16 protein-coding genes and 3 pseudogenes are annotated in these 13300 nt (G+C 68.1%); 8 read left to right on the plus strand and 11 right to left on the minus strand.

Translation table 11 applies throughout. The features are described 5' to 3' along the window. Nucleotides 1–27: 27 nt before the first annotated feature. Complete coding sequence (locus ACZ3IC_RS21920) at nt 28–849, plus strand: SDR family NAD(P)-dependent oxidoreductase (RefSeq protein WP_467418328.1); 822 nt, start codon at nt 28–30, stop codon at nt 847–849. 31 nt (nt 850–880) lie between these two features. Here the strand turns inward: ACZ3IC_RS21920 and ACZ3IC_RS21925 are convergent, their stop codons facing one another. Continuing rightward, nucleotides 881–1348, minus strand: a complete 468-nt coding sequence (locus ACZ3IC_RS21925; protein ID WP_467418329.1) for an ATP-binding protein — start codon at nt 1346–1348, stop codon at nt 881–883. A 110-nt stretch (nt 1349–1458) separates the two neighbouring features. Here ACZ3IC_RS21925 and ACZ3IC_RS21930 point away from each other — a divergent pair, with 110 nt between their 5' ends. The 3 genes from ACZ3IC_RS21930 to ACZ3IC_RS21940 all read left to right on the plus strand — a co-directional run bounded on the left by ACZ3IC_RS21930 (nt 1459) and on the right by ACZ3IC_RS21940 (nt 2902). Continuing rightward, nucleotides 1459–2355 (plus strand): helix-turn-helix domain-containing protein, encoded by an 897-nt coding sequence (locus ACZ3IC_RS21930; RefSeq protein ID WP_467418384.1) that lies wholly within the window; start codon nt 1459–1461, stop codon nt 2353–2355. A gap of 20 nt (nt 2356–2375) precedes the next feature. Next, complete coding sequence (locus ACZ3IC_RS21935) at nt 2376–2612, plus strand: DUF397 domain-containing protein (protein ID WP_467418330.1); 237 nt, start codon at nt 2376–2378, stop codon at nt 2610–2612. An 89-nt stretch (nt 2613–2701) separates the two neighbouring features. Next, complete coding sequence (locus ACZ3IC_RS21940; RefSeq protein ID WP_467418332.1) at nt 2702–2902, plus strand: hypothetical protein; 201 nt, start codon at nt 2702–2704, stop codon at nt 2900–2902. Between the two features lie 137 nt (nt 2903–3039). Here the strand turns inward: ACZ3IC_RS21940 and ACZ3IC_RS21945 are convergent, their stop codons facing one another. The 4 genes from ACZ3IC_RS21945 to ACZ3IC_RS21960 are packed head-to-tail and all read right to left on the minus strand — an operon-like array spanning nt 3040 to nt 5608. Next, complete coding sequence (locus tag ACZ3IC_RS21945; RefSeq protein WP_467418334.1) at nt 3040–4194, minus strand: hypothetical protein; 1155 nt, start codon at nt 4192–4194, stop codon at nt 3040–3042. Then, the gene (locus tag ACZ3IC_RS21950; RefSeq protein ID WP_467418335.1) at nt 4170–4685 is read right to left on the minus strand and encodes a hypothetical protein; all 516 of its coding nucleotides are present in this window, start codon (nt 4683–4685) and stop codon (nt 4170–4172) included. Before ACZ3IC_RS21950 ends, ACZ3IC_RS21945 begins: the two co-directional genes overlap by 25 nt. Next, on the minus strand, nt 4682–4999 hold the full coding sequence (locus ACZ3IC_RS21955; protein WP_467418337.1) for a DUF262 domain-containing protein: 318 nt from the start codon (nt 4997–4999) through the stop codon (nt 4682–4684). Before ACZ3IC_RS21955 ends, ACZ3IC_RS21950 begins: the two co-directional genes overlap by 4 nt. Before the next feature lie 33 nt (nt 5000–5032). Next, nucleotides 5033–5608: a hypothetical protein gene (locus ACZ3IC_RS21960; protein ID WP_467418339.1), complete on the minus strand. Its 576-nt coding sequence runs from the start codon at nt 5606–5608 to the stop codon at nt 5033–5035. A gap of 416 nt (nt 5609–6024) precedes the next feature. Between ACZ3IC_RS21960 and ACZ3IC_RS21965 the strand changes: the two genes are divergently transcribed. The 4 genes and pseudogenes from ACZ3IC_RS21965 (at nt 6025) to ACZ3IC_RS21980 (ending at nt 8314) form a co-directional block, all read left to right on the plus strand. Then, nucleotides 6025–6240, plus strand: a complete 216-nt coding sequence (locus ACZ3IC_RS21965) for a hypothetical protein (protein ID WP_467418340.1) — start codon at nt 6025–6027, stop codon at nt 6238–6240. Between the two features lie 68 nt (nt 6241–6308). Next, nucleotides 6309–6659, plus strand: a pseudogene (locus ACZ3IC_RS21970) (Tn3 family transposase); the annotation flags it as partial. 130 nt (nt 6660–6789) lie between these two features. Then, on the plus strand, nt 6790–7413 hold the full coding sequence (locus tag ACZ3IC_RS21975) for a histidine phosphatase family protein (RefSeq protein WP_467418341.1): 624 nt from the start codon (nt 6790–6792) through the stop codon (nt 7411–7413). A gap of 175 nt (nt 7414–7588) precedes the next feature. Beyond that, on the plus strand, nt 7589–8314 hold the full coding sequence (locus ACZ3IC_RS21980; protein WP_467418343.1) for a dienelactone hydrolase family protein: 726 nt from the start codon (nt 7589–7591) through the stop codon (nt 8312–8314). Nucleotides 8315–8333: 19 nt separating this feature from the next. On the opposite strand, the pseudogene ACZ3IC_RS21985 reads toward ACZ3IC_RS21980, so the two are convergent. From ACZ3IC_RS21985 to ACZ3IC_RS22010, 6 genes and pseudogenes are all read right to left on the minus strand, one after another. Next, a pseudogene (locus ACZ3IC_RS21985) lies at nt 8334–8522 on the minus strand (hypothetical protein); the annotation flags it as partial. After that, nucleotides 8509–8997, minus strand: a pseudogene (locus tag ACZ3IC_RS21990) (phosphotransferase); the annotation flags it as partial. The pseudogenes ACZ3IC_RS21990 and ACZ3IC_RS21985, both read right to left, overlap by 14 nt. A 140-nt stretch (nt 8998–9137) precedes the next feature. Next, complete coding sequence (locus ACZ3IC_RS21995; protein ID WP_467418345.1) at nt 9138–9794, minus strand: class F sortase; 657 nt, start codon at nt 9792–9794, stop codon at nt 9138–9140. A gap of 154 nt (nt 9795–9948) precedes the next feature. After that, nucleotides 9949–10308 (minus strand): sortase-dependent protein, encoded by a 360-nt coding sequence (locus tag ACZ3IC_RS22000; protein WP_467418346.1) that lies wholly within the window; start codon nt 10306–10308, stop codon nt 9949–9951. A gap of 124 nt (nt 10309–10432) precedes the next feature. After that, complete coding sequence (locus ACZ3IC_RS22005) at nt 10433–12529, minus strand: sensor histidine kinase (RefSeq protein ID WP_467418347.1); 2097 nt, start codon at nt 12527–12529, stop codon at nt 10433–10435. Continuing rightward, nucleotides 12507–13235, minus strand: a complete 729-nt coding sequence (locus ACZ3IC_RS22010; protein ID WP_467418349.1) for a response regulator transcription factor — start codon at nt 13233–13235, stop codon at nt 12507–12509. Before ACZ3IC_RS22010 ends, ACZ3IC_RS22005 begins: the two co-directional genes overlap by 23 nt. Between the last annotated feature and the right edge of the window lie 65 nt (nt 13236–13300).

Here is a 13300-nt window from a genome sequence, read left to right on the forward strand (position 1 = left end):
TGGCGACAGGCTGGCACAGTGGCATCCATGGAAGAGCGTGAAGAGTCCGAAGAGCGGGTGGCGGCGGCACCGGCGGTCACGTACGGGCTGCGGGGCAAGTCGTTCCTGGTGACTGGCGGCAGCAGGGGACTGGGATACGCGGTCACCCGCTGCCTCGCAGCCGAGGGGGCATCCATCGCGATGTGCGGCCGCGATGCCGACACCCTTGCCCGGACCTCGTGCGAACTGCGGAGGGAATTCGACGCCCAAGTGGTCACGGGAGCTGTGGACATCCTGGCCCCGGACGAACTGGAGGACTTCACGCGCCGGGCAGGGCGGGAACTGGGCGGCCTTGACGGCCTGGTCGCCAACATCGGCGGCAAGCGTGGCGGCGGGCTCCTCGACTCGACCCGCGAGGACTGGCAGGCGACCTGGGAACTGAACGGCGGTCATGCCGTGCGTACCGTACGATCGGCGCTGGACAGCCTGGGTCCCGGGAGCTCGGTGGTGATCGTCGCCTCCATCTCCGGCTGGAAGCCCCGCTTTCCCGCCCAGTACGGGGCGGCCAAGGCGTCCGAGATCTACCTGGCCGGCGCCCTGTGTCAGGAACTCGCCCCCTACGGGGTCCGGGTCAACACCGTCAGCCCCGGCTCGATCCTCCTTCCGGGCAAGAGCTGGGACCGCCTGCGTCGGCGTGACCCGGCGACGTACAAGGCCTACGCGGAACGCAACCCCAACGGACGTCTGCTGAACGCCGATGAAGTCGCCCGGGTCATCGCTTTCCTCCTCTCCCCGGCCTCAGTAGCCGTGAACGGCGCCCACATCCCGGTCGACGGCGGCCAGCCGCAGGCGGGGCTCGGGAGGGCTTAGCTATGTGAAACGAGCAGCTGCCACGCCGGGCCTATGACATTTCCACTTCCAGCACGGCCCAGACCGTCTTGCCGGGGCCGTCCGCACAGGGGTACCACCCCCAGCGGTCCGTGAGGGCGGCCACCAGGAGCAGGCCGCGGCCGTCTTCCTTGTCGTCCGATGCCGGTTCGGCGAGCATGGGGAGGCGTTCGCCCCGGGTGTCGGTGACCTCCACGCGAATTGCCGTGCCCTCGGCGGAGAGGCACAGGCGGAAGTCACGGCCGGGCACGAGGCCGTGGCTTACGGCGTTGGCGCTCAGCTCGGCAACGATCAGCGTCAGCGCGTCGTGCGCGTCGCTGCCGTATGGGATGCCCCAGGCGTATAGCCGCTCGCCGGCCAGGCGCCGGGCGAGGCGGGCGCCACGCGGCGTGGAGCTGAAGCGCATCGAGAAGTGGTGCCAGGGGAAACGGGGTTGGGTGGCGCGAATGGGGCGTACGGGGAGTGGCGGATTGCTGGTCATGGCTCCACGATGACCTTCGGTGGCGTAGCGTGACCAGAGGTGACGCGCCGTCGCGAACTGCTTGTACGCGGGGGCGTTCGGCATGTACGCGCGTGGGACAGGCGGTGGCGATGACGGTGACGCGGGGCGACGCGGACGCGGACGTGGGGTCGGGTCCGGGTCCGGGGGCGGGCTCGGGTGCAGAGTCCGGGAAGCGGCCGGAGGACGAGCCGGGGTCCGGGGTGATGACCGCATTCGGGCAGCAGTTGAAGCTATTACGTCTGCGGGCGGGGCTGGACCGGACGGAGTTCGGGAAGCGGGTGGGTTACGCGGCACAGTCCGTTGCTTCGTTCGAGCAGGGGCGGCGGATTCCGCAGCCCGCGTTCATCGACAAGGCTGACGCGGTGCTGGAGGCCGGGGGCTTGTTGCTGGCATTGAAGGAGGAGGTTGCGCGGGCGCAGTATCCGCCGTTCTTCCGGGACATGGCGCGGCTGGAGGCGGAGGCAGTGGATCTGTGCGCGTACGACACGCACATGGTCAAGGGCCTGTTACAGACCGAGGAGTACATGCGCGCGGTGCTCGCCATGCGTCGCCCGCTGTTGGACGAGGAAACCATCGAACTGCGAGTGGCTGCACGTCTGGCGCGGCAAGAGATCTTCAGCCGCTGGCCTGCTCCTCTCCTGAGCTTTGTGATGGAGGAGTCAGTCCTTCGAAGGCCGCTCGGCGGCAGGGACGTTCTGCGAGGGCAGCTTGAACAGCTCCTGTTGTTCGGCCAGAACCGCAACGTAGAGATCCAAGTGATGCCGCTCGACCGAGAGGACAACGCAGGTGTGGACGGGCCGTACACCGTGATCACCCGCAAAGGCGGGGAACAGTTCGTGTACATGGAGGTCCAGGGGCGCAGCAACCTGCTGACTGATCGGGACGAGACACGGCTGGCCGCAGCGCGCTATGGAATCATCCGGAGTCAGGCTCTCACTCCGCGAGAGACTCTGGGATTCATCGAGAAGTTGCTGGGAGATCTATGAACACCACCGATACTCCTGCCATGCGGGAGCTGGCTTGGTTCGAGAGCAGCTACAGCGGGGCCGAAGGCGGTCAGTGCGTAGAGGTTGCCTGGCGCAAGAGCAGCTACAGCGGTGCAGAGGGTGGCGACTGCGTGGAGGTTGCTGCCGCCGCCACGCATGTGCATATTCGTGACTCGAAGCAGGTCAGTGGCCCGGTGCTGACCGTGCGACCCGAGGCGTGGGCAGGGCTGGTAGAGCTGGTCCGGGCCGACGGCTGAGGTCCCGAGGCGCCAGGAGGGTCCCGCCGAGCGCCGCACTGGCGTAGCAGCGGGACCCTCCCGTGTGCGTTGCGGGACTACTGAACGCTTTGGGTGCCGACGAACTGCACCGGCTGCTCTCCGGCATCCGGTGGGAGCGTGAGGCCCGCTACTGGGACGGTGTGGCAGCGAAGTCGGGTGCCTCCGGACGCCTCAACTTCAGCGGCGGCGTGAAGGACTCCGGCGGCCGGGTCGCCGACGCGATCCTTTACCCCGGCACGGAGGCCGGCCGCCGGATCCGCGGCCAGTAGTACCGGATCGCACACGCCCGGACCCAAGCGTCCGGGTGTATGCGATACCGAACCGATCTCGCACGGGTCCAACTCGGTGCACCCCGTGAGCACTCCGCACCGCTAAAGTCGGCTCTCGTTTAGACCCGCCTGTCCTGTCAGGCCACCGCCTGCTCCGCGCGTGCATTGCCGATGAAGCGGCGCAAGGCCTCCGTGCTGTGAAAGACGCGGTAGTCGCCGGCTTCCAACGCAGCCTGCTCCTGCGGTGTGGTGTCCGGAGCGAGGACCACGGGTACGCCCACCTCTTCCTGGAGCCCTTGGGGCCAGTATGCGGCAGCGACCGTGATGGCAGCGCCCGTGCGGGGGTCGCTCACCTCGCTGTCCAGCTCCGGTGCGGCCAGGCTCGCCTCCGCGAGTTCCGACAGGAGAGCAGCCAGGCCTGGGATTTCCTCGTCGTCGTCCGAATCGGTCACTGCCACGGCGGTTCGCACAGCAGTGAAAGCGGTGGACGCCTGCAGCTCTACCGGGGAGGGGCCGTCGTGGAGGGTTTGGAGGAAGTCGTTGGCTGCGCCGGCCAGTAGTTCGCGGCGGGCGGCCAGGAAATCCGGGTACTTCTCGATCCGCCAGAGTTCCTGATCCATGGGGATCCACTGCGTCGCAAGGGCGCCCGGCACGCGATTCTCGATCTCCTCCAGGTACTCGGCCGGATTCTTCGCTCCGATCCGCAGATTCGTGTCCTGGGTGAGGAAGCAGAAGTTGGCTACGGCGTTCACTTCGGCGCGGCTGTATCCGTGCTCGTAGAGGCGGGCTTTGGGGAAGATGTGGTGCACCTGAAGCGAGCTGAGGCGGCCGAGCATGCCGTCCCGCAGGGGCACGCCGCTGACGAAGTCCTGGGCCCCATACACCCGTGTGAGCAAGTAAAGAAGAGGATAGAACCGGGAGCCCATGCTGGAGCCGACAAAGTCGTCGGGACGGACCTTGAGCAGATCGCCACGACTGCGGCGCAGCACATTGATCAACTGGTCGACGCCGCCGTCGTCGATCGCCTGCAGATCCTGGTTGAGGGCGGTCTCGGTGGCCCCGGTGTGACGGCCCCACAGGAAGCTGTGGACGTACCAGTAGAAGAGGCGGTCGCGGGTCATGGCATCCGGAAACCGGCCACCGTGGTGGTGAAGCAGTCGGCTCATGACCGGGAATGCGGCCCGGCCGCTCAGAACCCGCCCGTGGTCGAGTCCAAGACGTCCGCCGAGCGCGTTGAGCAGGTACGAGATGGAGTCGACGGTCTCCGTCAAACCGGTACGGAACAGTGCCACATCAACATCCGCAAGCTTCGAGAACTGCGCCTCACCGTGAGAACAGCGTTGACGTTACGCAGCAGCCAGTCGAGCTTGAAGTCGAATCCAGCCGCGGACCAACTGTCCAACGCTTCATTCATCGTGGGCCGTGCCGCCGGCCAGGTCGCGCAGATGGCGGCCAGAGCCAGGTCGCCCTTGGATAGCTTGGTGCCACCCGAGTTCACGCGGTTGAAGATGTCCACGACGACATCGATGGTTTTGTCCGCACCAGTGACCTCGTCGATATGAACCGAGCGGTCCTTGATCTGAGTGATCCGGTTGAGCCGCTCGATGAACGCCCCCTGCAGCACCGCGTCCTGGCCCGCGAGCTGCGTGACGGCGAGCAACTGGCTGCCCAGGCCGCCCTGGAACAGGGCTGAGACATCGACCCAGACGGGATTGCCCTTCATCTTCCCCGGTGCGTAGAACTCGAAGGCCTCGGTCTGAAGATTGAAATGCAACCCGGTCACGAGGAGTTGCCCTCGAAGAAGCGGGGCGGCCGACCACGGGTCACGCCGTACAGGGTGGTTACCCGCTGCTGCCCGTCCAACAGGAGCTGAATGGCGCCGTCCTTGCCGGACATGCCGCCTCGTGTGTCGGCCTTCTCGGCCTTGGTGCTCCAGGTGAGGAACCCGCCGATCGGGTAACCGCGGTACAACGACTGAAAAAATCCCCGTACTTGGTCACGGGTCCACACATAGCCGACATAGCCGCGCTGCTGTGTCGGTAAGGGAGGACATGGCTGCAGTGAGATGGTCGCGAGTGGTGGTCCACGAGGAGGCAAGCGGGTGATCAGTCACCTGGAGATCCTCTCGGATTAGGTTCGGCCGTGGTCACCTGGGGCGTATCGGCTCCAGGTTCCGCCGGCTTCCGTGACTAGCCGAGTGGCAGTCTTGTCGTGGTAGCCGAGTGCCTTCGCGATGACGGGGGCCGGGGCTTGGAGGACGAGCTGTCGGATTGCGGAGGTCCTGCCGCGCTGCGGAGGGACGCCGATCTCACGCAGATGGACTTGGAGGCTGACCGGGTTCATCGGCTGTCCGGGCTGGCGGCCGGGGAAGAGCCACTGTGAGCTCCTGCTGCTGGCGTAGGGCAGGTGTTGGCGGGACTGGATGTAGGCCCGCATCAGGTCGGCGACGGGCTCCGGCAGCGGGGACGGCGGGTCTCCCAACTGGACGGTGACGGTGGTCTCGTCGTCGGTGACGTCGTCGATAGTGAGGCGGACGATGCGGCTGACGGGTTGCGCATAGAGGAGAACCAGTGCGGCGGCGACCCGGGCCCGCAGGGGCAAAGAGTCGTCATTGAGGACCCGCCGCAGCATCGCGAGTCGGCGGTGCTGGTGCAGCGGTTCCGAGTCCTGGGTGATGACGGCGGGCGGCAGCGTGAGGCGGGGCATCCGGCCGGTCTTCATGCACCACCGCAGGAATGACTGGGACGGACGGCGGGTGGCCAGGCTCTCGGTGTGCCAGGCGTCGATGTCGGCCTGCTGGCACTGCCCGATGGCACGTTCTTGGCTGGCGAGCCATGTGAGGAAGGCGCCAGCTTGGGTGACTTCCTGCTGGTGTGGTTGGTCTGGGAGCGTCCCAGCGGTGCCTTCTCTGCCTTTGCCCGCAGGCGCCGCATTTGGTGCCAGGTGGCGAAGTGCCGGAGAAGCTGACGGTGTTCGGGTTCCTCGATGGTGGCGAGCCGTTCGGTCAGCCACCGTTGGTAGAGCATGAGCTGCCGGTCGACTCGTGGGAGGACACCGCTGTCCATCAGTAGGTCACGCAGGTGAGTAACGGTTCGCCAGGGGGTTTCCTGGGGCAGCCCGTCGTGGGCGAGCGGGATGCTGCCGCTGGCCAGGCCCTGAAGAAGACGGACGACGTGGGGGTTGCGGAGCCAGAGCAGGCGGCTCTTGGGCCGGTCCATCTCCAGCAGGATCTTGACCAGCGGCAGGAACTCCGGGGCGACGCCGCCAGTGCCGTCGTCGAGAAGGTGGGCGAGCGTGTCGGCGAGGGTGCAGTGTTCGCAGAGACGCCCACCGAGTAGGAGCCCCTCGAAGCCGCAGCGATCGCAGAAGAAGTCGCGGACAATGCCCGCGCAATCCCGGCAGATCGGAGGAGTCCCGCCACAAGCTGGCCCGGGACGTGTGCCACGGCAAGCGCGGCACCATCCACCAGGCATACCGCGACGGTATGGAGGACCAACTCGGCGCACTCGGCCTGGTCCTCAACGCCATTGTGCTGTGGACCACGAAGTACATCGACGCCGCCGTGGCCAAGCTCCGCGCCGAGGGCCACAAGATCCGGGAGGAGGACATCGCGCGCCTTTCCCCGCTCAAGCACCGCAACCTGAACCTGCTCGGCCGCTACAGCTTCACCGCCTCGACCCCGGCCGCCGGCGCCCTGCGACCGCTGCGCGATCCGGACGCGCCGGAGCTGGACGAGGACGACGGCGGCGAGGATTAAGACACGTCGTCCAGACCTTGCAACGCGCTGATCGGCTTGAGGCCCGACTCTCGCCTTCGTGGGAACCGGTCCGCGTGGGTCGGCGTCCTTCCATGAGTCCGCAAGATCGACTTCGCTGAAGGACGCATCTATGACCGGTACGGCCGCCCGCTACCTCTATCTCGCCCGTCACGGCGAGGCATCGCCGGATGAGAGTGAATTGACGGATGCGGGCCGCCGCCAGGCTGCCCTGCTGGGGGAGCGGCTCCGTGGGGTTCCGCTGGCGGCGATCCACCACGGCCCTCTCGCCCGTGCCGAACAGACCGCCCGGCTGGTCGGTGAGCAGCTCGACGGAGTTCCCTGCCGTCGTTCCGAAGCGGCTGGCGACTACCTCCCTTACCTGCCGACACGCGAGGAGCTGCCACCGGAGGCAGCGGACGCCTGGATCGAGTTCCTGCACCAGTTCACGGCCGAGGAACGCGAGCAGGGCCCCGGGCTCGCCTCAGCGGCACTCGCAGAGTTCACAGGGACTATCGTCGGAGACGAACCGCGGCACGAGCTTGTCGTCACCCACAACTTCCTCGTCGGCTGGCTCATCAGAGCCGCCCTTGACGCGCCAAAGTGGCGATGGCTGGGCATCAACCATGCCAACGCGGCCCTGACCGCCATCCGCTACACACCCGACCGTCCCCCGGCGGTCCTCCTCTTCAACGACACCGGTCACCTCCCCGCCGAGCTCCGCTGGACCGGCTTCCCGCCAGAGCTCCACGTCTGAGGCCCGTAGATGAGATCGATGTTGAACCGTCGGAGGAAGCATCTGCCCCTGTCGGCAAACGATCGTTTGCCGACAGGAGGGCGACGCGTCCGGGTGTTGTAGTCGGGACAGACTGCTGTCTGCCATCGGTGAACACCACCCCGAGCGGGCGCAACGGTCATTACCGTCCAGACTCATGACAACGATTACGACGCGTACAGTCGAGTATCCGGCCGACGGTTTGACGATGATCGGGCACCTCGCGCTCCCGGCCGGTGTCGACCGCCGGCCCGCGGTGCTGCTCGGACCAGAGGGCACGGGGCTCAGCGACGTCGAGCGCCGCAGGGCCGATGCTCTCGCCGAGCTGGGATATGTAGTGCTGGCCTTCGACCTTCACGGTGGGCGCTATTTGGGGGACCCCGAGGAGATGCTGGCCCGTTGCATGCCGCTGCTCGCCGACCCCGACCGGATGCGAGGCATCGGCCATGCGGCGCTCGACGTGTTGCGCACCGAACCGCGGACCGACCCCGATCGGATAGCCGCCGTCGGCTACGGCACCGGGGGCGCCATCGCGCTGGAACTCGGGCGCGATGGCGTCAACCTGCGCGCGATCGGGACAGTCAACGCAACTACCACGGGCCGACCGGGTGAGGCGGCGCGCATTTGCTGCCCGGTATGGGCCGGGGTCGGGTCGGAAGACCCGATCATGCCGCCCGCCCAACGGGACGCGTTCACCGCAGAGATGGAGGCTGCGGGCGTCGACTGGCGCCTCGTGGTTTACGGGGGAGCCCTTCACGCCTTCCACCATCCACCGGTCGACCACACCGTGCGTCCCGGCGTCGGCTACCACCCACGACACGCACAGCGAGCCTGGCGTGACGTCGTCGCTCTGCTCGCCGAGTGCCTGCCCGTCACGGATTGATCCGATCGGCTCCTGATACTCACTCCTGCCCGCCGTCGTCGTCTTCGTCCAGCTCCGACGCCTCCGGGTCGCGCAGCGGGCGCAGGGCGCCGGCGGCTGGGGTCGAGGCCGTGAAGCTGTAGCGGGCCTGGTGGATGGTGCCGCGCTTGCCGTGGCACACGTCCCGGGCCAGCTTGTGGCGGGATTCCTGCACGACGATCGAGCGCCGCCCGGCCTGCGGGTCCCCAGGTCGGCTTGCCGCCGGGAAGGCCCCGCTCCCCGTTCTGGCCCATAAGGATGAGGAAGAGGCTCTTCATGGCAGCCAGCCCTCGGACGCGCCGGATCGTCGCCTCGTCCGCATGCGCGTACACCTCGAAGAACCGTGAGCCCGCGCCCGCAGGAAGCAGCACCCACGCGGCCGCCAGGCCCCACGCCGGATCGCCAGCGAACATGGCATCGAAATCAATCACGCCCGAGAGCGTCCCGTCCGAGACGACGACATTCGCGGGATGGAGGTCACCATGCAGCCATACCGGCGGGCCCTCCCACTCGGGGGCCGCAACAGCATCGTCCCAGACGGCCCAGACCGCACGGACGTCGGCGGCAAAGCCGCCGGGGGCAATGGCTTGCAAGAACTTCTCGAAGCCGCCCATGCACTTCTTGGGGTGAGCGCCGCGGTCCGAACTGGCCGGCGCCTCAGCGGGCACCGGGGTCGGCGTGGAGCCGATACGCCGCTGGCGATTACACATGGTCACCAACAGGTTGGGGTCGTCGGTGAACCGGCGACAGTTGAATACGAGAGCACACCAGTACGAGGCCGGCGTCCTTCCATCCGCGGCCGCCGTCAGCTCCGCGCGGCGTACACGATGAGGTTGTCCACGGGATGGCCCTGTGCATCGAAGGCGCCGTCGCAGGTGATGAGACGCAGGACGCGGCCATCGGTGGAGCTGTAGACCTTGTTGGTCGGGAAGGCCTTCTTGCTGACGGTCTCGGTGCCGGTGACCGTGAAGTGGATCTCCGCTCCGCGGTCGTTGCGGATCGCGATGTCCGCACCCTTGGCGATCTTCTTCAGATCATGGAAGACAGCCTTCCCGAAGCGGGTGGCGTTGTGCCCGATGAGGACCGCGGCGCCACGCTCGCCGGGGACGGCGCCACCGGTGTACCAGCCGGCCGTCATGCCTTTCTCGGCGGGTGGGACCTGGACGGTGCCGTCCTCGTTCAGACCGAGTCGCATCAGCGAACTGTTCACGCCGATCGAAGGAATGCTGACATGGGTGGGGCTCGCCGCGGACTTCGGCTTCCCGGACTTCTCGCGCTTCTCTGTCCCCTCGGGCCCCGTTTCCTTCGGAGCGTTGACAGACTCGGGGACGCTGGAGGAACTCGCGTCGGCGTGTGAGGCGGCGGACTGGGCATCCACGGCGTCGGAGGAGCAGCCGGTTAGGGCGAGACAGGTGAGCACCGGAAGTGTGACATGCCAAAGCGACGTGGGCGTACGGGACATGGGGGGCTCCAGGACGGAACATAGATGGGCAGTGGCGCCGCCCGGGACGGGGCGGCGCCACGAGGAACGGTCAACTGCTGTGCGCGGTCAGTTGTCGTGAGTGGTCAATTGCCGTGCATGCCAGTTGCTGTGGCATGACTGACGCGTCGCCAGTTCAGCGGTCCTGCTGCGCGGCGGTGCGGCGGCGCAGCACGACCGTTCCCGCTCCCGCGACCAGAAGGGCGGCTGCGGCCGCCCCGCCAAGGGCGGTGGTGCTGTCGCCCGAGGTCCCGGCCGGTCGCTCGCCTGCGGCGACGCCACCGCGCGGAGCGATGGGAACGGAACGCTTGGTCGGCTCTGCAAGGTCGACCCTGGCAGGGGCGGGACTCTCGCCCGCGGCGACACCGCCAATGGGCACAACCGACGGCGCCGGTGCGGGCGTGCTGTCGGCGAACGCCGCGGTGGACGGGACGAGTACCGCGCCGACCGCGACAGCGGCAAGGACGGCAGTACGCAGGGACAATCGGTGGGGCATGGGCATGGCTCCATTCCAGGTCGGCCTCGGTGGTGCCCGGAAGCCGGTTCGCATCGGGCACAAGGCATGCCGACAGGCTGGCGTGAAGTTATGAAGAAGCTGTCAGATCGCTGTGGTCATCGCATCAGGCCTGGCCCGTGCCGCTCCCGCAGTCGCCTGACGCGCTCCCCGGCACGCCCGCCGAGGTCCCTTTGGACTCGCCCGACTCACCAGCCTCTCCCCGCTCGCCCGACCCCGTCCGCGCAGGATCCGCCGGCAGCCGGAGCGTGAACACCGAACCCTGCCCCTCGACGCTCGCCGCACTCACCGAGCCGCCGTGCGCCTCGACGAGTTTCCGTACGATCGCCAGCCCCAGCCCGCTGCCGCCGGTCCGGCGGTTGCGGGACTTCTCGGCGCGCCAGAAGCGGTCGAAGACTTGCGGCAGATCAGCGGCCGAGATGCCGCTGCCCGTATCGGTGACGTCCACAACGACTTCGTCCGCCGCCACGTCGCCCACCGCCACGTCGTCGTCCGCGCGCTCGGAGCCGTATGCCTGCAGTGTGACATTTCCACCCGCCGGGGTGTGACGCACCGCGTTGGAGACCAGGTTGCCGATGGCCTGACGCAGCCGGACCGGGTCGGCCGTCAGCTCGGGACGGGGAGTGTCGGCCGTCGCCTTGAGGACGGTCAACGTGACTCCCGCCGTCTCCGCCCGCCCCTGATGGGCCGCGGCGACCTGACTCAGGACGTCCTCGATGCGTATCGCCTCGGGGTGCAGCCGCAACGCACCCGCGTCCGCCGCAGCCAGATCCTGGAGATCGTCGATGATGTGCTGCAGCTGCACGGCCTCCGTGTGGAGCGAGGAGATGAACGCCGGGTCGGGCTCCGCCAGACCGTCCTGTGCTGCCTCGAGCCAGCCGCGGATATTGCTGAGCGGGGTGCGCAGTTCATGGGCGACGTCGCTGACCATGTCCTTGCGCTGTCCTTCGAGGCGGGCGCGGTGGGCCGACATGTCGTTGAAGGCCGAGGCGAGCCGCCCGATCTCGTTGTCGTCGGTGACCAGCACGGGGGCGGATTCCTCCCCGTCCCGCATCCGTTGTGCCGCACCGGTGAGGGCGTGCAGCGGCCGTACGAGCCGGGCCCCGGCCAGCATGGTGGCTCCGACGGTGAGCGCCAGGACGAGCGCCGCGGCACCCGCGATCTTCGCAGTGTTCGCCGGGGAGAGGTCGAAGCCGGGAACGGTCGTGCCGCCCTTGTCGCCGATGAACAGCAGGGCGGGCGAGGCGACATAGGAACCGAGCTGCTCGCGGCGGGCCGTGCCCACGCAGGAGGCGGTGGCCCGTTCGTCGTCGCCGGTGCGGGCGCGCGGTGCGGGTGCGGGCGCGGGTGCGAGTGCGACCACGGGGGCGTCGGCACGGACGCTCGGCCCCGGCTCGGAACCGTCGTCCCAGGACAGGTCCAGATTGAGCTTGATGCCTGTGCGGCCCTGACGTTTCAGGCAGGCATTGGCGAGCTGATTGAGCGTCCCCAGCGCCTTTTGCTCGGTCGCTGTCGGTTCATCCAGGTTGCCGGATGCACACCTGGGGCCATTAACCCGGTCGGGATCGTTGCCCACGACCTCTATGCGCGGGCGTCCACTCGGCCCCTGGACCACATCCGCCGCGACCCCGGACCGGCTCAGGCACGCCACAGTCCGCTCGGCGGCAAGCTGCAACGCCGTACGTTCGTCCCTGGGAAGCAGGAACGGACCGACCGCGCGCGGGTCGACACGGTCCGCCGTGGTATCGGCCCGGCCGACCGTCTGGGACAGGGCCGTTTCCACGGACAACGGATCGACGACCGCCGATGCCTGGGGCGGCAGAGCAGGCGGCGACGTCCGGCCGGCGGAATCGGCGAGGGGCCGGCGCTGCTCGGTGGTGAGCGAGATCCGCCGGCCGGACTGCCGCGCCAGCTCACGCACGGTGCGGTCGACGCCGTCCCAGGTGGGGTGGGCCGCCGCATATCCGAGCAGGGTGTTGTAGATCCGGGCGTCGGCGGTGAGATTCCGCCCCTGCTCCTGCTTGATGGCGCCGGAGGTGGTCTGTACGGCAAGCCAGGCTGTGGCGGCCACCGAACACGCCGCCACCAGCGCCGACACCGCCAACAGACGGCCGAACAGACTCTTGCGGAGCGGTAGCCGCGCCCGCTGCTCACGACGAAGGGAAACGCCACGCACTCGGCTACGACGAGGCACGTGAAGCATTCCTCGCCGGGTCCGTCAGCTTGTAGCCGACACCGAAAACGGTGAGCAGTCGTGTCGGCCGACGCGGTGCAGGCTCGATCTTCTTCCGCAGGTTCATGATGTGCACGTCGACGGTGCGAAAGCTGATGTACCGGTCGAAGCCGTGCAGCTCCTCCAGGAGCCGCTGCCGGGTGAAGACCCGCTCGGGCTCGGCCGCCATGGCGGCGAGAATCCGGAATTCACCGGGCGTGCACTCCACGAACCGGCCCTCGACCGACACCTCGTGCCGGACCGGGTCGACCACGAGCGCACCCACCGTCAGTATCTGATCCGCGGCCGGATCGGTATCTGCTGCAACCCGCCGGGTGCGACGAAGCAGCGTCCGTACGCGTGCCATCAGTTCACGCGGGCTGTACGGCTTCGTCATGTAGTCGTCCGCACCGAGATCCAGACCCAGCAGCAGATCGTCCTCGGTGCTGCGGGCCGTCAGTATCAGCACCGGCAGCTCCCGGTGCTCGGCGCGCAGCACACGTACCACGTCCAGACCGTCGGCCCGCGGCATCATCACATCGAGCACCAGCAGATCGGGCTCCCGGTGCCGGACCTCGGCGAGCGCCGCCAGGCCGTCCCCAACGACCGTGACCGCATGGCCCTCGTGTTCCAGATAGCGGCGTACGAGTTCGGCCTGCTTCTCGTCGTCTTCGGCGACTATGACGTTTGCGCACACGCGGACGATCGTAGATCAGCTCACGCAGCGCTCTTCGTCGAACGCTCCGACGACGCCCGCGACCT

It is taken from the genome of Streptomyces sp. NPDC002958 (assembly GCF_055563255.1).